This is a genomic window from Streptococcus sp. 2018162 (genome assembly GCF_019754175.1).
Lineage (GTDB): Bacteria > Bacillota > Bacilli > Lactobacillales > Streptococcaceae > Streptococcus > Streptococcus hashimotonensis.
The window spans coordinates 30,979-50,348 of sequence record NZ_JAIJZP010000012.1 but is presented as its reverse complement, the minus strand read 5'-3'; the positions used below and the strand labels follow the sequence as shown (position 1 = coordinate 50,348).

Sequence of the window (19,370 nt, the reverse complement as noted above, 5' to 3'; positions counted from 1 at the left end):
CTATTTCACAAAGTGTTTCGTACAAAATCCCAGGCCTGCAGACAAGCAAGCTGGCGAAGGTATTGCCACGAATAACCACCTAAATCTATCTCTTTTTGGGAAATACCCGAGGTCATAGCCAAAGTGAGATATACTTTTGCAAGTACGTTGTCCTCTGTCGACTCAGGCTTGATAAGCACAGACACAGCCAGACCCAAATCAGCTTGCAGCTCCTGCCGAATGCAGTCAACTTCCTCTGATAGCCAGCCCGATTCTGTCCCTAGCTGACCGATGACTTTCCCTTCGCTAAAATACGGCTGATCAGCCAAAGCCAAACTCAATTCAGCTTGCAAGAGACCACCTGTCCCCTGTTCGACGATGGCTATAGTTTGTTTTTTCTCTATCAAACAAGACGCTACCATTTTGACCAAACTATTGTCCTCTCCGTAGGCATAGAAATAGTCTGCCAGTTTGTCATGTTGTAAGATTTCTTCTTCCAACTGATTCAAACGTAGATTTGCTTCTTCTTGGCTGGTCGCCTTGGTGGACAAGCGTAAAGTTACCTCTCCAACCTTAGCATAGGGTGCAAGAGTTGGGTCTGTCTGCTTGTCAATCAAGTCCGCCAAAACAGTCACCAACTGGCTTTCACCAATGCCAAAAAAGCGTAGGACTCGCGAATAAAGTTGCTGCTGAGATTGAGTCAAAAAAGGTAACAAACTCTCAGAAAACATAGCCTTGAGTTCACTTGGTGGTCCGGGTAAAACAATATAAGTCACACCATCTTGCTCAATCATACCACCAACAGCTAACCCTGCTGGGTTCTGTAGCGCCCGACTTCCCTCCACAATCTGCGCTTGACGCTCATTATTAGGTGTGCGAACACGACCTGGTCGACTGGCAAAGAAACGGTCTAATTTTGCCATCGCTAGTTCGTCAACAACCAACTCTTTTTGCAAAAATGTCGCTAAAGTTTGCTTAGTCAAGTCGTCTTCAGTAGGACCTAAACCACCACATAAAATGACCATATCACTCCGTTTACTTGCAATTTCAAGTACAGACAATAGTCGCTGTTCATTATCTCCAACAGCTGTGTGGAAATAAACATCAATTCCCAGCTCTGCACATTTCTCCGAAAGGAACTGAGCATTGGTATTAACGATTTGGCCTGTCAAAATCTCCGTCCCAACGGCGATTAGTTCTGCTTTCATATTCCTCCTCTGTCTAGGGTGCGATTGCTCGCTCATCTAATTAGTTCGTAATTTCTTTCCAATCTCACAAGTTTCTTCATGTTCATTCAACAGACCTGCAGCCTGCAAATAAGAATAAATACAGACAGGACCTACAAATTTGAAACCTCGCTTTTTCAAATCTTTTGAAATTCGCTCAGACAAGTCGTTCTTGGTCGGCAATTCTCGGAAGGACTTGACAGGGTTGTCGATAGATGTAAAGTTAACCCATTCCCAAAGATACGTATCAAACGTGCCGAATTCCTCCTGTACTCGAAGAAAGGCCTGGGCATTAGCACGGGTGGCGTACAGCTTTGCCTTGTGGCGAATGATGTTGGGATTGGCAAGAAGACCGTCTAACTCGCTATCTATCATGGCCGCAACCTTTTGAATATCATAGTTGAAAAAAGCAGAGCGAAAAGCCTGGCGTTTGTTGAGAACAATTTCCCAGGAAAGTCCAGCTTGGTAGGATTCCAAGCAAAGCAACTCGAATAGGGCCTGCTCATCGTGAAGTGGCTTACCCCATTCATCATCATGGTAAGCAATATAAAGTGGATTATTTAGATTAACCCAAGCACAACGGGACATAGAAACTCCTTTTCACATACAGTTTACTTAATACTTTTAGCTACTTGATTCAGCAAGCATCGTACTGGTAGGGTAATCGAACACGGCTACGATACTTTGCAAATCGTAACTCTAAGTCCTAAATATCACCGAGTAACGCAGTTGACATCTGGCAAAAGGCTTCGTCAAAACTCGCCTTTTACCTAGTTGTCATTGCGGAGGTCTCACAACGAAATTTTCTAACAAAATTTCTGTTCGGCCGTCTATTTTCTCTTTGTATCGCTTAACGCCTTTGTATCTGGACACGACATGAGCCGCAAAAATCGACATTATTTTTGTGGCGAATTAGTAAGGTACCTAGGCAAGTCGCAAATAGCGATTGCCGTAGTATGATGAGTTACTTTAGTAACCATCATACTGGTACGTTACTTCATCAACATTTTAAGGGCTGACTTGATGTAGTTTTCGGCGGTGTCATTGGTGCCGTCGAAGAATTTCTTGATTTTCTTGAGTTCGGCTGGTCGGTAACCAAGGGCTTCCATAGCCTCCATAGCTTCTTCGAGGGCGATATTTTCACTGGCAGGAGCTGTTGGTTGGACAGGACCAGCTTCTTCGCTGATAACAAACTTGCCTTCCAGGTCCAAAATCATCTGCTGGGCTGTTTTCTTGCCAATCTTCGGAAACTTGGTCAGGTAGGTAATGTTTTTCTGCTCAATGGCACGAACAAGCCCATCATTATCATCGACAGCAATAATAGCCAGAGCCGTTGTTGGACCAATTCCTGATACTGAAATCAGACTCAGAAAGACGGATTTTTCATTTTCTGTAGCAAATCCGTAAAGCAGATGAGCATCCTCACGAATCACCTGATGAGTATAGACAGTCACTTCTTGCTGGACTTGTCCTGAATAGGCGTAGGGGTTAGCAACCTGCAAGATATAGCCTACTCCATACGTTTCTACCACAATATATTTTGCAGTTATTTTCGTTAAAATTCCTTTGATATAGTCGTACATATACTTCCTTTACTAATGTGTCAACTTTTTCAACTATGTTAATACTTGCCCAATTCACGCAAACTCGTGTGATTTTCCTGAATGCGACGGAACATTTTTTCCATGTCCGACTTGCTAAAATGCACTAAGACAGGGCGACCGTGCGGGCAATTATAGGGATTTTGGCAGTAAGACAATTGTCTCAATAAATCACGCGCCGAATAATCATCCAAAGCATGGTTGGCCTTGATTGACCGTTTACAAGACATCATGATAGCCAGTTCTGCCCGATACTGCTTGATTGACACCTGATCCGTCAAGAGCAACATGTCACACATCTCATAGATGCCAGACTCAATCTCCTCTTCCTTCATCCAAATAGGATGTTCACGCAAGATGAATTGATTGACACCATACTCTTCCAAGTTGACACCAACTTGACGAAGAGCATCCATTTTGTGGACAAGGTTAAGGGCATCATTCTGCGGAAATTCAAAAATATACGGCACCAATAACTGTTGAGCTGAATTGTCAACCTGTCCAATTTTCTCACGATAGTATTCGTATTTGACCCGTTCTTGTGCGGCATGCTGGTCAATGATATAAAGTCCTGTCTTACCTTGTGCAAATAAATACGTCCCATGCATTTGACCAAAATATTCTAACTCTGGAAATGTCGAGGTTTCCTCACGGTCTAATTTATCTGCCAGTTTTGCCAATTCTTTTGCACTTAGATTAGGATGCTCCTGATCTTCTGATTCCACCGACTGACGTTCTGCAAATTGAACAGATGTAGGTTTATTTTCGACAGGCGACTCAACAATCTCTTGCCTATCCTCTTCGAGAGGTTTGACATCCTCAGCGACCACGTCTGGTTTTAAGAAGAAGTCTTGCTTAATCGTATCATAATAGATTTTTGGCTCTTTGAGTGGTAAGGTGCCTTGCTCTGCTTTTACTTTTGGTCGAGTACTTGACTGAGCTAAATTCTCAAGAGCATCTGGTATCAAGTCCTGCTCTTTAAGCGCTTGACTAATCGCCTCTCGAATCAAGGTCATGAGTTCTTTTTCCTTGGAGATGCGAACTTCCTGCTTGGTCGGATGGACATTGACATCAGCCAAATAAGGATCAATCTCAATAGAAATCACCGCCAGCGGAAAGCGTCCAACCATCAACTTACTACCATAACCTTCCAAAATCGCTCGATTAAGCAAAAAATTCTTGATATAGCGACCATTGATGAAAATGGAAATGTAGTTGCGGTTGGCACGAGTCAACTCTGGCAAGGAAACGTAACCTGAAATCTGAAAATCCAGGTCTTCTGCCTCAATTTCAACCATTTTTTTGGCAGAAGCAATCCCATAAATCCCTGAAATTGCCTGACGAAGTTTCCCTGTCCCTGCAGTTCTAATTAATTCTCGTCCTTCGTTTACTAAGGCAAAAGCTATTTCCGGATGAGCTAGACTCAATCGATTTACAACATCAACAATATGTGATAATTCAGCCTGTTGACTGCGAACGTATTTGAGACGAGCAGGGGTATTGTAAAATAAATCCGAAACATTAATCTGCGTACCAACTGGACGACTAACTGGCTCCTCTTTCTCGATGACACCGCCTTTGGCCTCCAAATGAAGCCCATGTGCAGAGTCTGCCGTAGCTGTCTCAATAACCATATGACTGACAGAAGCAATGGAAGGCAGAGCTTCTCCACGAAAACCGAGGGTACGAATACGAAACAAATCCGATTGACTTTTTATCTTACTGGTGGCGTGACGGCGGAGGGCAAGCGCTACTTCATCAGGGGCAATCCCCTCACCGTTATCCGTGATTTGAATCATTTTAAGGCCAGCCTCTTCAACACTAATTTCAATCTGACTAGCCCCTGCGTCAATGGAATTTTCCACCAACTCCTTAACCACACTGGCTGGTCGCTCAATGACCTCACCAGCCGCAATCTGGTTGGCTAGTATTTCTGGTAGTTCAATAATATGTGACATCATTTCTCCTACATTTCTTTAATAATTTTTCCCGAATGCTTATTTTTCCATTATACCACATATCCACTTTCCCTCCTTTTCCCAGATAGGCTATAGAAAAAATGACTGCCTGAGCAATCATTCATTCTTTTGATAAATCGTAAAGTAATCCGTTGTCTGAACAGACTGGTACTGTGATTCTAAATTTGTCTTGATTTCATCTAGAATTAGCAAATTCTTATTGACGACTACAAATTTTGCCTCATTTTTATTGATGTCATACATCAAGCTATTTTTATTGTCGTCAGTATTCAGATAGGGTTCTGCTGTAGTAATCGTTGCGGCGGATAAACGTTGACTTGAAAGATAGATACTTGCGCTATTATCCCAAACATAAATCTTATCCGAATCTTTCGTTTGTTCACCAATGTAATTGGCAACTTGTTCACGGTCAGTTCTCAAATCTCCCTGTACCAAATAAAGATAAGCAGGTTGAGCGATAATACCCAAGCAAATAGCTAATGGAAGGAAGAATTGACGACGCAAATACCCACGATGATCTTCTACATCCTCATCACGCAGGTAAACGACTGACATCGCAAAACCATACGGTAAAAGAAGAATGAGTTGGCTCCATTGAAAGTTTGCATTCCCAATAATAAAGACACATTGAACTAAGAAAGTCAGTAATAGGAGAACTTTGATATAGGTATGTCTTCCTTGTTTGAAAGAAAACACCATTTGGATGAAACTTTTAAAGAATCCAGATAAGAGTAAAAATACAGACACAATCGCCAAGGCTAAATATAGATAGGAATGGTGAAAGTCTAACTGTAAGTTATAAAGGAAAGTTTGTTGAATAGCTGTCCCCAGAATCTGTGCCTCAAAAGCATAATAACCTACCGCATATAGAATCAGAAGAAAACCAAAAATGGTCGCTAATAATTGATAGATTCCTCGAGTAACTTGGCGGTGTTGGATATTAAAAATAAATAAAACTAGACCCGCAACTAACCAAAGAATCAGACTTTTTGGGTAAATTAAAAATACCAATGCCGCATCGATTCCGTAGAGGATAAATGCCTCATCACGCACTGCATTTTCAAAATAGCGGACCAGAAACCACACACTAGTCAAAAGAAACGGAAGAGCAAACATTTCTGCATACATCCCTCCAAAACCAAGTGCAAAAATAAACACATAGAACCAATGACTAGAACTTGTCGCGAGGTGTTCTGACTGACTAAAATAAGCTACAATCTTATAGAAATAGATTCCCGCTATCAGTAACGCTATAAACTGGAGGATTCCAAAGATAATGAAAGTCCCTCCCAGATGACCTAAGAAAGCAAGTAAGTAGAATAATAACCCGCTTGTACCAAAGAAATCACCATAAGGGATTTGTCCATTTGCCATTGCCATCCCTGCATATAAATTTTGAGTTTGTATATTGGTTGCAAATGGCATTAGCAGTGGATTGGCTACGCTAAAAACACTTAAAACTAAGCTCCAAACAAGAGCTGGCCAATACTTTGTCTTTAATACTCTTTCATGAAATTCACCATTCAGTTGCACTTGCTGTCTGCGTGATGCTCTACGACTACGCCGATAAGTTTCCTCAGGATGAGTAACTACGTCCGAAACTACATCTAATTCTGTCATTTTCTTCTCCTTGGATTTGCTTTCCTTATTATATCAAAAAGCACTCCCGATGTCATTTCCTATCGGGAGTTCTAGAAATTTTTGCAAACTGTTCTAACTGGCGAAAGGTATGGCGTTTGAGCTTTTCAAATTCCTTTAGAAATGCTATTTTTTCTGCATGTGTCATACCTATTTATTCGCAAAATGATTGTCATTTTTTAAAAATCCGACGAACTTCTGAGATAAAGTAAAGAGAACCTGTGACAATCAAAATCCCTTGCTCGCTAGATTGCCAGTCTTCTATAAACTGCTGATAGTTCTCAACATAATCTCGTCCTTGACGGTTTTCCTCGGACAAGGCACCGTCATAAGCAAAGCTGGTTAATATAAGGGCAATATGTGGTAACTTTTCGTCCAATAATTCCAGCATTTCTTGAAAGTCCTTGCGCCGAAGAGCTGAAAAGAGAATGGTAACAGGCTCTTCTTGAACCTGAATAAATTCAACCAAACGTTCGATAGCTGGGACATTGTGGGCTCCGTCCAAATAGATTTTTGGCTCTTGAGCAACCAATTCCAAACGACCAGGCCAGCTGGTTTGGGCAAGGGCTTGTTGAATCAACTGAGGTTGAATATCTTTTTGGATATTGGTCATATAGAGTATAAAAGTTTGTAGGGCTACGGCCGCATTCTCTTCTTGATGATGGCCTGCCAGACCCAGAACTAATTCCGACAGATCGATGTCCGTATTGCTGAACTGTCCTGCTTTATAGGTGAATTCCTGACCAAATTGGTAGACAGGTGCTTGTTTATCAAGGGCAATTTGGTGACAGATGGCTGTGGTTTCTGGACAAAGTGGTCCAAGGACGACAGGCACGTTTTCCTTGATAATCCCTGCTTTCTGCTCTGCTATTTCCCCTAAAGTCGAGCCTAATAAATCCTGATGGTCCATGCCGATGGAGGTGATCACGCTTAGGGCTGGTGCCACGACATTGGTCGTATCCAAAAGCCCTCCGATGCCCACCTCTACTAGTGCCACATCGAGCTGCTGGTCCTGGAAATAGAGGAACATAATGAGCACCATGACCTCAAAATAGCGAAAAGGCTCATAACGAGTGGCGACTTCCTGCTCCAAGTCGTAGACTTTCTGTAAATAGTGCTGAAAATCATGGTCAGAAATGGGCTGGCTGTCGATACAAATCCTGTCGTGTACGCTCACCATGTGGGGTGACACGAAACTGCCGACACGCAAGTCATGTGCCTGAAATAGCTGGCGCATAAAGGCAATAGTCGATCCCTTGCCATTGGTTCCAGCAACATGAATGACCGGCACTGCAAACTGGGGATTTCCTAGCTGTTCTAGGGCATACTCAATCTTTTCCATCTTGTAATGAAACACCTGACCTTGCTTGGTGTTTAACCAATTTTCTAACATAGCCACCTCCTACATACTGTCTAGTATAACAAAAAAGCCTAACGGATGTTGGCTTTTGATAATACATTGAGGAACTCTATTATCCATCAGTCCATTTCCCCCAGTTACCACCAAGACGACCAAAAAAATTCAAAAAGTTAAACATATTACTAATCTCCTTTAATCTTTATGAGTTTAGTATAATGCTTTTTGCAATTCTTCAACAGGACAAAAATGTCACTTTTCCTCTTCTCTCCATGATGATTCTAATTTTTCTACTAAATGGGAGTCTCCTATTAATTTTGCGAACATAACTGCTTCTTCATAAAACCGTCTAGCCTCCTCGCTATCATTGTTCACATACAACTCATATTTCCACTTAAGCAGATTGAGAATGGGTTTCTTTTGAAAATCTTGAGTTGAAACCATAATTCTATCTAGAGCATCAAAAAGTGGAGGTATCTTGCCATATTCTTCATGTTCGCCAAGAATCCCTATCGACGTCAGCATCACATCTCTTAAAATAAATAATTCTCCAGATTCAATCAATTCTACTTGGCTTGGTAACTTTTCCACCAACTCTAAAAAGTGCTGAAAATCACTGCTCTGTTTAATTTCCATTCTCAAATTGATTAAATAGAGTCGAATTATCAACAAATCATTGGCTGAAAATTGGTTTTTTCTTTGGATTTGTTCAAAATAATCTTCTAGAATATCTTGACCAAATTCTGCTGTCTTCGTTTCAAATACATCAATAATAGATTGAATGGCATCAATCGCTATTTTCTCTTCTTCAGGCAAGTCATCATAATAGTCATCATAGATTTCTGTCATCATATCTGCCCGTTTTTCCATCAATTCCTCATTTTCATAAGTCGGTGTACGGAGTACATCAAACTTCAGTTTGGAATATCGTTCAGGCAGAGACACATAATCTGGCATAAGCTCATAGAGCCCCATGCCTAAGCGGGTTGCGATATATTGGATTTTTGAAAAAGTCGGCTTAGAAGTACCTGCTTCGATACGGGTTAATTGGCGGACGGAGAGCTCCAGTTCATCATCACAAAACTGTTCACGCGTCATATTGGCTGATTCTCGCAGCTGGCGCACACGTTGTCCAAATTCCTTATCGTTCATAAAATACCTCCAAATATTCTTTTGTATATTATAGCAAAATCATTACTCAATTTCCATACCTTTTTCTGTTTTTAAATAAAAAACAAACGGTTTTACGTTTGTTTTTGTTTGTATTCATCGGTTAATATTTGTTTTATGTTCAATAAAGAAACAATCTTCCAATTCTTCTCCACACCATCAATTTGCAGGTTGATACTCTGAATCCCTGCGTTGACAGCTGTCTCCACATCAAGCAGACGGTCACCAATATAGTAGGTCTTTTCCTTGTCCAGTCCGTATTTTTCGATGAGAAATAGCAGAGCTTCTGGACTTGGTTTGCGGGCAAAACCAGAATCACTGGTCAAGATTTCTGTGAAATGGTGAGCAATGCCCAACTCCTCCAAAACCTGAAAAGCATTGTCACTCTTGTGGGTATAAACGAAATTTTGAATTTCTTTCTCTGCTGTCCAACCCAGAATTTCACGCGCACCAGCCATCAAGGGAATCTGCGTATTTTTCTCCTTCAAGGAAGTCGCACGCACACGATTAAGTTCATCGCTATCCAGACCGTACTTGGCCGCATCACGCACCAGCAAATCCTTGACAGAATAGCGAAGAATGAAATTTCTTACTTCTTCGCGGTCAAAAGGAAGATCATAGTGTTCATAGGTTTCCTGAATTCCAGCCAAAATCGCTTCATAGGAATCCAAAAGGGTTCCATCCAAATCCCAAATAAATGTCGGTATCATCTTATCTCCATTCATATGCTTGATAGGGCTTGTCCAATTGGTAACCCAATTTTTCAGCCAGTTTCAAGGAAGTCAGAGTATGGGCATCCCAGCTAGGATAGAGATTACGGTCTAAACAAGCTAAGATTAACTGAGCAGCACAAGCTCTAGCTAAACCCAAACCTCGATAGTCTTCCCTAGTATCCACTTCTATCTCAATCCCACCTGAATAACTGGCATAGGATGAGGCACCTGACACCACCTGTTCCTTATGCAAGATGACATAGCCTAGACCCAAGTCTAAAAACTGCTCCACATCAGCATAATTACCCACCAAATCGCGTGACCATTCTTCTACCAGACAGGCATCATACAGATTACGGTCAATCACTTTCAGGTCAAACTCTTCAGGTAGGGCATCAATCAGTTTCTGCAAATGCCCAAGGTCAAAACTAGTATCTTTTTTCGTAGCATAACGGGTAAAGGACCGGATTCTGTCTCCGTAAGTCCCTTCTATCAAGTCTGACCAGGCTTGGTTTTGGGGTACTAAAATAATATCCTTTCCCTCACACATTTTTAGCAAGTCCACATTTGGTTTTCCGGCCAAAAAACCAAAGAAGCTCTGCCGTCCATAGAGAGCTAGGACTGACTGGGGAGACTGGGTATTATCTACATGAATCTGTCCCATTCTGCCCTCTAAACAGGTCCAAATAATTGCCTCAGGCCAATCTTCAAATAAACTGGCTACTCGTCTCATCTGCTCTGCCATTATTTTTCCGTATAAGGATAACCCAAGTGCTCGTAAGCCTTGGCTGTCGCAACCCGCCCCGTCCGTGTCCGCATGAGGAAGCCCTGCTGAATCAGGTAGGGCTCGTACATGTCCTCCACCGTTTCACGCTCCTCGGCGATATTGACCGACAGGGTGTTGAGGCCGACAGGACCGCCGCCGTACATTTCAATCATGGTACGGAGAATCTTTTGGTCCACATAGTCCAGACCTTCACGGTCCACGTCCAACATGGTCAGGGCCTTGTCCGTAATGCTATCGTCAATCAGGCCGTCACCCATAATCTGTGCAAAATCCCGCACTCGCTTGAGCAGGCGGTTGGCGATACGAGGGGTCCCCCGCGAACGACGAGCCAGCTCGATCGCTGCTTCATGGGTAATCTCCATCTCAAAGATATCCGCTGTCCGCTCGACAATCTCGGTCAAATCAGCCAGTTCGTAATACTCCATGTGACCAGTGATACCAAAACGGGCCCGCAGGGGATTGGACAGCATCCCCGCACGAGTGGTCGCTCCAATCAGGGTAAAAGGTGGCAACTCCAGATGCACAGAGCGACTGGCCTCCCCAGTCCCAATCATGATGTCAATATAAAAATCTTCCATGGCAGAGTAGAGAATCTCTTCAACCGCCATGGGCATACGGTGGATTTCATCGATAAAGAGGACATCGCCAGGCTCCAAATCGTTGAGAAGGGCCACTAAATCGCCTGCCTTTTCAATGACGGGACCACTGGTCTGCTTGATATTGACGCCTAGTTCGTTGGCAATGACAAAGGCCATGGTGGTCTTACCCAGACCTGGAGGACCAAAAAGAAGAGTATGGTCCAAGGCTTCATCACGGAGTTTTGCCGCCTCGATAAAGATTTTCAACTGGTCCTTGACCTTGTCCTGACCGATGTATTCATTTAATTTCTGCGGACGCAGGGTACGCTCAACGTATTCCTCGTCCTGCATTTGTTCCATGTCTAAAATTCTACTCATGCATCTATTATAGCATAGCCCGTTAACTGATAGAGAAAACTTATACCTCCCATTAAAAAAATAAAATTTTCAAGCAAAAGCATATATGTTACTATAAATTCAATACTTCACAAAGGAGGTGAATCTTCTGGATTGGAACTTTATTCAAGAATCCATACCACTCTATCAAGAGGCATTCATTCTAACGATCAGACTCGCATTCCTCGGAATTATCGGTGCTTTTAGCTCGGGGTTGATTATTAGTATCATCCGTTATTACCGTATTCCAGTTCTACAACAGATTTCTACAGCTTATATTGAGTTGTCACGCAATACTCCCTTGGTCATTCAACTTTTCTTCCTCTACTATGGTTTGCCGAGATTGGGAATTGTGCTAGATGCTGAAGTCTGCGCCATTGCTGGTTTGATTTTTCTAGGTGGTTCCTATATGGCAGAATCCTTCCGTAGTGGATTTGAGGCTATCAAGAAAAGTCAGATAGAAATCGGAGCTAGTTTGGGTCTGACAAATTGGCAAATTTTCCAATATATCTTGCTCCCTCAATCACTAGCTATCGCTCTACCTTCCTTTAGCGCCAATGTCATCTTTCTCATCAAAGAAACTTCCGTCTTCTCCATTATTGCCTTGGCCGACCTCATGTATGTCGCTCAAGATTTGATTGGACTACAATACGAAACAGATGAAGCACTCTTTCTCCTAGTGAGTTCCTACTTGATTGTCCTGCTTCCACTCTCGCTTTTCTTTTATTACCTAGAAAGGAGGATTCGCCATGCAGGATATGGGCATTAAAGTCTTACTAGAAGGAAATAATTTGCAACGGCTAATGGCTGGGCTTGGTGTCACACTCTGGATTTCCTTCCTCTCTATCGGTATTTCCACCATTGCTGGACTAGTATTTGGCATCATCATGACTTCAAAAAATAAGCTGATCGTATGGATGTCACGGATTTATTTAGAAACCATTCGCATTGTACCCCAGCTGGTTCTACTCTTCCTTTTCTACTTTGGATTAGCACGGGGATTCAATATCAATATTTCCGGTGAACTGGCCGCGATTATAGTATTCTCACTTTGGGGGACGGCTGAAATGGGAGATTTAGTTCGAGGAGCCATCACTTCTCTACCTAAACACCAATTCGATAGCGGATTAGCACTTGGTTTGAGTAAAGGGAGTCTTTATCGGTATGTGATTATTCCCCAAGTTATACGAAGACTACTCCCACAGGCAATTAACTTGGTCACCCGCATGATTAAAACCAGCTCTTTGGTTATCCTCATTGGTGTGGTCGAAGTCAATAAAATCGGGCAACAGATTATTGATTTTTACAGGACTACCTCTCCTAGTGTGTCCTTATGGATTTACGGAGTAATTTTCTGTATCTACTTTATCATCTGTTTTCCAATATCTGCATTTTCTCGCTATCTCGAAACAATTTGGAAGGAGTGAAGTCGTGAGTCAACCTGTCTTAGAATTACAAAATATTACTAAAAATTTTGGTCAACAAACCATTCTCAACCATCTTTCCTTATCCATTAAGGAAGGAGAAGTTGTCGTCATCCTAGGACCCTCTGGCTGTGGAAAGAGTACACTACTCCGTTGCATCAACAAACTTGAAAGCATTCAAGAGGGCGATATTTTACTAGATGGCCAATCTATTCTGTCTGGATCACTTTCTCTACAGGATATTCGGCAAAAAATTGGCATGGTCTTTCAAGATTATGAACTCTTTCCCCATATGGATGTCTTACAAAATCTGACCCTTGCTCCTGTCAAAGCCCTAAAACGCAACAAAGAAGAGGTCCAAGCAGAAGCCGAGACCTTGCTAAAACGGGTCGGACTTGAACAGAAAAAACATAGTTATGCTAGAGAATTATCTGGCGGGCAAAAGCAACGGGTAGCTATCATTCGTTCCCTGCTGATGCATCCTGAAATTTTATTATTTGATGAAGTCACTGCTTCTCTTGATCTAGAAATGGTTCGGGAAGTCTTGGTTCTCATCAATGATTTGGCAAAAGAAGGACGGACCATGCTGATTGTGACGCATGAAATGGAATTCGCACGCGCCATTGCTGACCGCATCATTTTCATGGACAAGGGAGAAATTATCGAAGAAAATACTGCTCAGAATTTCTTCCAACATCCACAAACGCAACGGGCTCAAGCCTTTCTAACAACTTTTGACTTTAATCATTTTTAAAAGGAGAATTTTATGAAAATCTTTAAACCTATTTTTGCTATTTTTAGTGTCTTAGCTGCAGTTATTTTAGTTGCCTGCAGTAACGCAAGCAGTTCTTCAACTAGTTCCAGCAGTTCCACAAGTGGGGCAACCGCACGTACTCTTGAAGAAATCAAAGAAAGTGGAACAGTCAAAATCGGTGTTTTCAGTGACAAGAAACCATTTGGCTATGTGGATGCAAATGGTGAATACCAAGGATATGACGTCTATCTAGGCAACCGTTTGGCAAAAGAATTGGGCGTTGAGGTAGAGTACGTCCCTGTCGAAGCCGCAAACCGTGTGGAGTATCTCACTTCTGCCAAGGTTGACATCATCCTAGCCAATTTCACAGTAACAGATGAGCGAAAAGAACAGGTTGACTTCGCCCTTCCTTACATGAAAGTATCCCTCGGCATCGTGTCTCCAAGCTCTGCTGTCATCACTGATCCAGAACAACTCAATGGTAAAACTCTCATCGTCAGCAAGGGTACCACAGCTGAACTTTATTTTGAAGAGAATTATCCAGAAGTCAAACTTCAAAAATACAACCAATACAGCGAGGCCTATGCTGCCCTCTTAGACGGACGTGGCGATGCCATGAGTACAGACAATACTGAAGTTCTCGCATGGGCCTTGGAAAACAAAGGTTTCGAGGTTGGTGTAAAAGCGCTAGGGGATGTAGACACTATCGCTCCTGCCGTCCAAAAAGGAAATACCGAATTACTTGATTTCATCAACCAAACAATTGAAAAACTTGGTGAGGAAGAATTCTTCCATAAAGCCTACCAAGAAACCCTTCAACCAGTATATGGTGATGCTGCTCAAGCTGATGATCTTGTTGTAGAAGGTGGGGTTATTAAATAATATTTGAAGAATAATAAGGTGCAGAAATTCGTCTGCATCTTTTTTTGATAAAAATGAAAACAGCCGACTTTTGCCGACCGCTCTCAGGAGATTATATGAAAAAGAAAAGTTTTCGCTATTTCTAGCTTGGATATAGTATAACTCGCCAAGCTTAAGGGAAACTAAAACAGAATTCGTTTTATGTGTTTTTCATTATTTATAAAAACATCTGTGATTTTTGCTCACAGCTACTTTACTCCTCAATTCGCACATGAACAAACCATTTGTCAATTCGCTTCTTCCCAGATCGCCGTAACCGCTCTGCGATCCCCTCCATATATTTTTCAAACTTTTTTTCCATCTTTGAAACTTTCGAATCCCCGCTATCATTTCCTCCCAAAGATAATGTGTAAGTTGTTTGTTTCATTCTTTTCTCCTATCTATTTATTGTACAAGTAATCATCAGTATTCCATTTTATTATTAGGTAACCCTAGACTTAGACTGGTCAGTCCATCGACTCCCATTCACTAACTGGCTTGCGGTAAGCCTCTTAAGAAATCTTGATAGAGATGATTTCTCTCTACTAACTGCTGATGAGGACCATAGTCAGCCACTTGCCCATTTTTATCTAAGATCAGAATCGCATCCGCCTCACGCACTGTGTGCAAACGGTGAGCAATGGTTAGCCTTGTTTTCCCAGCTGTTAAACGGTCAATCGCTTTGCTAATGACACGTTCTGTGACAGTATCTAAACTTGCTGTCGCCTCAGCCAACAAATAGATAGGATGCTCTAACAACAAGGCTCTCGCAATGCTAAACCGTTGTTTTTGGCCTTCCGACAAACCTGTCCCATTTTCTGAAATCCGAGTATCTAAACCATCTTCCAACTCAGCTACTAAATGAGACAGTCCCAACTCCTTGAGAATATGAGCAATACGCTCTTCAGACACAGTCTCGTTCTTTCCATACAATAGATTTTCTCTAATCGTCCCATGGAAGAGAGTATTATCTTGAGGTATGAAGGAAATCAATCTTCTCATCTCCTTGGTTGAAATATCACTTAAGCATTGTTGACCAATTCGAATCTCTCCTTGGTAGTCTTGATAGTATTTCATCAGCAAGGCAAAAATAGTTGATTTTCCTGCCCCACTTGGACCAACAATCGCTACATGAGCTCCCTCAGGAATTCTAACCGATACTCCATTCAAAACTGGATCTGTATGATAGGAAAACCGAACATTTTCTAATTGGATACTAGCTTCATCAACCAACTCTGTATCTGCCTGTTCTTCCTTATTCAGATCTAACAACTCTACCAAACGTTTAGACACCGCATGAAACTCCGTTAGTTCATTTAAGGAAGAGGCAATATCTGTTACTGGATCAATCAGCTGCATCATGTACAATACAAAGGTTGTCAATGTGGCCATGGTCATCACACCCTTGGTCACTTCTATACCTGCTACAAGCAACATCAGAATGATAAATCCTGTCATCAAGCTACTAACTAAAGTATGTTGCACCGCTGACAGTCTAATCATTCTCTCAAAGGTTTGCGACAGATTCTGAAAAGACTTGCCCATCTCTCGTTGTTCATGCTTTTCTCCCTGAAAGGCCTTCATCAAACGAATCGTTGTAAATTTATGACTAATTCTACTAGAAACCTGCCCTAATCCTTCTTGGTAAGCAGAGTAGTAACCTTCCAGCCGCTGATTCATTGGAATCATAACCATTGACAACAAAGGAAGCAACAAGAGACTAAGACCCGTGAGCCACGGACTGATGGTCCACAGAAAATAAATTGACCCGATAACCATCAAACCATTCATCAAGAAATTTGGAAGAATAACGGTAATGAAGTTCAGAACAACCGACATATCATTGGTCAAACGACTAGCAAGATCGCCAGATTGGTACTGATCCAAGTCCTTTACAGATGTGGTCAACAAGGATTCATAAATATATTGTTGCAACTGTTTGAGTGCGTTACTACCGCTACGCCCGATGAAATAATTGGATAGGGCTTGTACCGTATAGACCGAGACAAAGAAAAGGATGAAGCCAGCCAGCAATGCTGGTCGTGTTAATAGATTGCTTAAATAGGTTTGATCTAGCAACTGACCAATAAACTGGGGAAGGAACAAGCCCATTCCAACCCCAAGAGCACTCAGCACTATTCCAAACGAGAACATCGTTTTATTGAGCGATTTCAACAACACTCCTACGAGTCTTCTATTCATACCTAGAACTCCAAATTCTTGAACTTTTTCGCAGCAATTTTAGTAAATACGAGTACGTAAACAATTGTAACACCGATAGCTCCTAAGTAAGCAAGTCCCACTCCTGTAAGACCTTCGCTCGCCAAAGGCATATAACTAGTTGGAAAAAGCATCGCAACTGGACCGCCAACAACTGCTAAAATCATCATCGTAATCGTCACCAAAAATCCTGTGACCATTGTGGTAATATTTTTCAGATACAGGTAAAGAGCAGTTGCCAAACTAACCGATAAAATATCTTTTAGCAAATAAGCGACAATACAAAACACATTACTCAAACTCTCTGCCAAACTAGTATCAAAAACGGACGGACTACCAAAAGGCAGATGGATTACCCTGACATAATGTACAAATGCAGATGTCGCAAAGAAGAGACCATAGAAAATAACAATTGTTGCTAAGAGACCCAAATATTTAGACCAGAAAATCTGTTTCCGCCCAAGATCTCTGTATAAAAACATGGTATGTTCATCTACTTCTTTCCTAAAGACAGAGATAGCCAAGAAATACAGGGTCAAACTAGGAAGAATAAAACTATCCACAGAGCTCATCATCATATTCGTAAAGGCAACAAGGCTAACCGCCCCCTCACTAGCATGAATTTGCATAAAATTCGACCCTTCAATAAATGAAGTAACCATATAAATAATAGGAAACAAAGTGAACAGGAGATAGATCTGCGTCTCCTTTCGCTTCCAAATCGTTCTAAAGATAGCTGGAAAAATTTGCTTCATACTCACTACCCTTTCGTAAAGATTTCTTTCAAGTGATTCTCTTTCACTTCTAGTTTCACAATCAATTCTTGACGAGCCAATACACCAAAAATCTGATTTAGCTCACTTGTAGGTGTAGCAGTGGAAATCTCTAACACTTCCCCCTCTAGCACCACATGGTCATTGAGCAAAGCCTCTACAGAGTCTAGGTTTTTAGTCGTATTCAACTGCACGAGCACACTTGGATGAGATTTGCCTTCAAAAGCCTCTGCCAATTCTCCCGATTCGATATAGACATAGCGGCTGCACAAGGCCTCCAGCTCACCTAGTTGGTGACTCGAAATCAACATGGAAATTTGTCGCTCACTTGACCACTGCTTCAAAATATCAATCAATTTCTGAACACCAATCGGGTCCAAGCCCACAAACGGCTCATCTAAGATAAGAAAATCTGGCTCCGCAACCAAGGCAATCGCCAAAGCAGTCCGTTGTTTCATACCAAACGAGAATCCCTTGGGTTTCCGATTACGAGCTTCCCACAATTCTACTAATTTCAAAGTCTTCTCAATATTTGGATAGAGGTCTTTTTTCCCATGTAGGTCCAAATAAAACTTGAGATTGTCCATAACGGTCATTTCTGGATAGAAGACTGGATCAATCATAATCCCAAAGTCTACCAACAAATTATCCTGGCTAAAAATATCCGTACCCTTATAAGTAATGGTTCCTGAACTTGGTTTTAGGGACTTGGCCATTAATTTCATGAGCGTGGATTTTCCAGCTCCGTTTTTCCCAATCAGCCCAACAATCTCGCCCTTATTAATCTCCAAACTCACATCCTTTAGTGAGTAAAATTCGTTTCCTGCAAACTGTTTTGATAAATGATTGATTTTAAGCATAAGTAACTCCTTTTTCTTTCTGACGACTTGTTTGTTGAATAAAGTATGTAGCAATAGCTACACCATAATACACTACAGCAACAAATAGTATTTGTGATGGAGCTAACAGATTACTAGCTACCTCGACACTCATGACATCGTCTGAAACTGTATTCAGTTGAGAAAACTGAGCCCACTGACCATTACTACTCGTAATGTAGGCAAAAGTAGCATAAAATATCATTGACATTGTTGGAAAAATGCCTGCTGACCATGCTTTCCAAGAATTATCCTTTTGCAATCCTAAACAGATTGAATTGACAATGGGTGGTAGCAAATAGGTCAACAATAACAAAATAGGAACCGAAAGGCTTAACAGTAGTTGCGAACTTACAACTGTCAAACAAGTATAAAATAAACTCAATAGTAGAATAAATATCATCATAACCCTCACAATTAAAATGGAAATCTCGACACCAACAGATTGTAGATCCAATGTCCTCCGATAGCATACTGCAATCCAAAACGTGTAGCTAATACAGAGAACAATAAACCTAGTGGAGTTCGAATGATTAGATTATCCAACAATGGATAATTCATATGTAGCAAAACTCCAAACAAGAGAGAAGTGACCAACATAGCTAGCCAAGTAGGGTATTCACTTTTTAGAATACGATAGATAAGATAACGGAACAAGAATTCTTCACAAGTCGCAATAATAAATTGATTGACATATTCTTCACTTTGAATAAACCAGAAATTGATCAGGAAAATTGCAATAGCCAGCAAAACAAAACTTTTCCAACTGAAATTTACTTCCGATAGCTCCTGGCAAAGTTGATAACGCTTGGTTAACATAGATGGAAGTAGAATAAACCCTATTGGCATTCCGACCATAATAGAAAATAGGTAGGCTACCTGTAAAAATTGACTGGGACTAAACAAAACCAAAGATGTTGTCAGAAGATAAGAAATTGATGCTAAAATAATCAAAGCAATGGATAAGGCAACCGGTCTAATATAGCGAATTACCATA

The 19,370-nt window shown here is 41.4% G+C and carries 20 protein-coding genes; 4 read left to right on the top strand and 16 right to left on the bottom strand.

Annotation, left to right across the window (positions count from 1 at the left end; genetic code table 11):
• Positions 1-5 precede the first annotated feature (5 nt).
• From K5Q22_RS08995 to ruvB, 10 genes are all read right to left on the bottom strand, one after another.
• The gene (locus K5Q22_RS08995; RefSeq protein WP_205014404.1) at positions 6-1,187 is read right to left on the bottom strand and encodes a competence/damage-inducible protein A; all 1,182 of its coding nucleotides are present in this window, start codon (positions 1,185-1,187) and stop codon (positions 6-8) included.
• 36 nt (positions 1,188-1,223) lie between these two features.
• Positions 1,224-1,793, bottom strand: a complete 570-nt coding sequence (locus K5Q22_RS08990; protein WP_205014405.1) for a DNA-3-methyladenine glycosylase I — start codon at positions 1,791-1,793, stop codon at positions 1,224-1,226.
• A gap of 404 nt (positions 1,794-2,197) precedes the next feature.
• Positions 2,198-2,788 (bottom strand): Holliday junction branch migration protein RuvA, encoded by a 591-nt coding sequence (gene ruvA / locus K5Q22_RS08985; protein WP_205014406.1) that lies wholly within the window; start codon positions 2,786-2,788, stop codon positions 2,198-2,200.
• Between the two features lie 38 nt (positions 2,789-2,826).
• Positions 2,827-4,764, bottom strand: coding sequence for a DNA mismatch repair endonuclease MutL (gene mutL / locus K5Q22_RS08980; RefSeq protein WP_205014407.1), 1,938 nt, complete (start codon positions 4,762-4,764; stop codon positions 2,827-2,829).
• A gap of 117 nt (positions 4,765-4,881) precedes the next feature.
• Entirely contained in the window at positions 4,882-6,405 is a 1,524-nt protein-coding gene (locus K5Q22_RS08975) for a quinol oxidase (protein ID WP_205014408.1), read from the bottom strand.
• Between the two features lie 190 nt (positions 6,406-6,595).
• Positions 6,596-7,816, bottom strand: a complete 1,221-nt coding sequence (locus K5Q22_RS08970) for a folylpolyglutamate synthase/dihydrofolate synthase family protein (RefSeq protein ID WP_205014409.1) — start codon at positions 7,814-7,816, stop codon at positions 6,596-6,598.
• A gap of 216 nt (positions 7,817-8,032) precedes the next feature.
• Positions 8,033-8,932, bottom strand: a complete 900-nt coding sequence (locus K5Q22_RS08965) for a helix-turn-helix domain-containing protein (RefSeq protein WP_024385076.1) — start codon at positions 8,930-8,932, stop codon at positions 8,033-8,035.
• Between the two features lie 92 nt (positions 8,933-9,024).
• A complete protein-coding gene (locus K5Q22_RS08960) occupies positions 9,025-9,660 on the bottom strand; it encodes an HAD-IA family hydrolase (protein ID WP_205014410.1) in 636 nt (211 codons plus the stop codon).
• 1 nt (position 9,661) lies between these two features.
• Positions 9,662-10,408, bottom strand: a complete 747-nt coding sequence (locus tag K5Q22_RS08955) for a GNAT family N-acetyltransferase (protein WP_136628840.1) — start codon at positions 10,406-10,408, stop codon at positions 9,662-9,664.
• Positions 10,408-11,406 (bottom strand): Holliday junction branch migration DNA helicase RuvB, encoded by a 999-nt coding sequence (gene ruvB / locus K5Q22_RS08950; protein WP_167786988.1) that lies wholly within the window; start codon positions 11,404-11,406, stop codon positions 10,408-10,410. Before ruvB ends, K5Q22_RS08955 begins: the two co-directional genes overlap by 1 nt.
• 127 nt (positions 11,407-11,533) lie before the next feature.
• Here ruvB and K5Q22_RS08945 point away from each other — a divergent pair, with 127 nt between their 5' ends.
• Genes K5Q22_RS08945 through K5Q22_RS08930 form a run of 4 tightly spaced genes read left to right on the top strand, consistent with a single transcriptional unit; the run spans position 11,534 to position 14,484 of the window.
• Complete coding sequence (locus K5Q22_RS08945; RefSeq protein WP_205014433.1) at positions 11,534-12,193, top strand: amino acid ABC transporter permease; 660 nt, start codon at positions 11,534-11,536, stop codon at positions 12,191-12,193.
• On the top strand, positions 12,174-12,851 hold the full coding sequence (locus K5Q22_RS08940) for an amino acid ABC transporter permease (protein ID WP_205014411.1): 678 nt from the start codon (positions 12,174-12,176) through the stop codon (positions 12,849-12,851). The genes K5Q22_RS08945 and K5Q22_RS08940 overlap by 20 nt, the downstream gene beginning before the upstream one ends.
• A gap of 4 nt (positions 12,852-12,855) precedes the next feature.
• Entirely contained in the window at positions 12,856-13,602 is a 747-nt protein-coding gene (locus tag K5Q22_RS08935; protein ID WP_205014412.1) for an amino acid ABC transporter ATP-binding protein, read from the top strand.
• Between the two features lie 12 nt (positions 13,603-13,614).
• Positions 13,615-14,484 (top strand): cysteine ABC transporter substrate-binding protein, encoded by an 870-nt coding sequence (locus K5Q22_RS08930; protein WP_205014413.1) that lies wholly within the window; start codon positions 13,615-13,617, stop codon positions 14,482-14,484.
• Positions 14,485-14,716: 232 nt separating this feature from the next.
• Here K5Q22_RS08930 and K5Q22_RS08925 read toward each other — a convergent pair whose 3' ends face one another.
• From K5Q22_RS08925 to K5Q22_RS08900, 6 genes are all read right to left on the bottom strand, one after another.
• Positions 14,717-14,890, bottom strand: a complete 174-nt coding sequence (locus K5Q22_RS08925) for a hypothetical protein (protein WP_170239921.1) — start codon at positions 14,888-14,890, stop codon at positions 14,717-14,719.
• A 101-nt stretch (positions 14,891-14,991) separates the two neighbouring features.
• Positions 14,992-16,704, bottom strand: coding sequence for an ABC transporter ATP-binding protein (locus tag K5Q22_RS08920; RefSeq protein WP_170239922.1), 1,713 nt, complete (start codon positions 16,702-16,704; stop codon positions 14,992-14,994).
• Between the two features lie 2 nt (positions 16,705-16,706).
• Positions 16,707-17,477: a hypothetical protein gene (locus K5Q22_RS08915; RefSeq protein WP_205014414.1), complete on the bottom strand. Its 771-nt coding sequence runs from the start codon at positions 17,475-17,477 to the stop codon at positions 16,707-16,709.
• Between the two features lie 5 nt (positions 17,478-17,482).
• Positions 17,483-18,355 (bottom strand): ABC transporter ATP-binding protein, encoded by an 873-nt coding sequence (locus tag K5Q22_RS08910; protein WP_205014415.1) that lies wholly within the window; start codon positions 18,353-18,355, stop codon positions 17,483-17,485.
• On the bottom strand, positions 18,348-18,776 hold the full coding sequence (locus K5Q22_RS08905) for an Msa family membrane protein (protein WP_168800267.1): 429 nt from the start codon (positions 18,774-18,776) through the stop codon (positions 18,348-18,350). The genes K5Q22_RS08910 and K5Q22_RS08905 overlap by 8 nt, the downstream gene beginning before the upstream one ends.
• Positions 18,777-18,790: 14 nt before the next feature.
• Positions 18,791-19,369, bottom strand: a complete 579-nt coding sequence (locus K5Q22_RS08900; RefSeq protein WP_205014416.1) for a CPBP family intramembrane glutamic endopeptidase — start codon at positions 19,367-19,369, stop codon at positions 18,791-18,793.
• Position 19,370 lies beyond the last annotated feature (1 nt).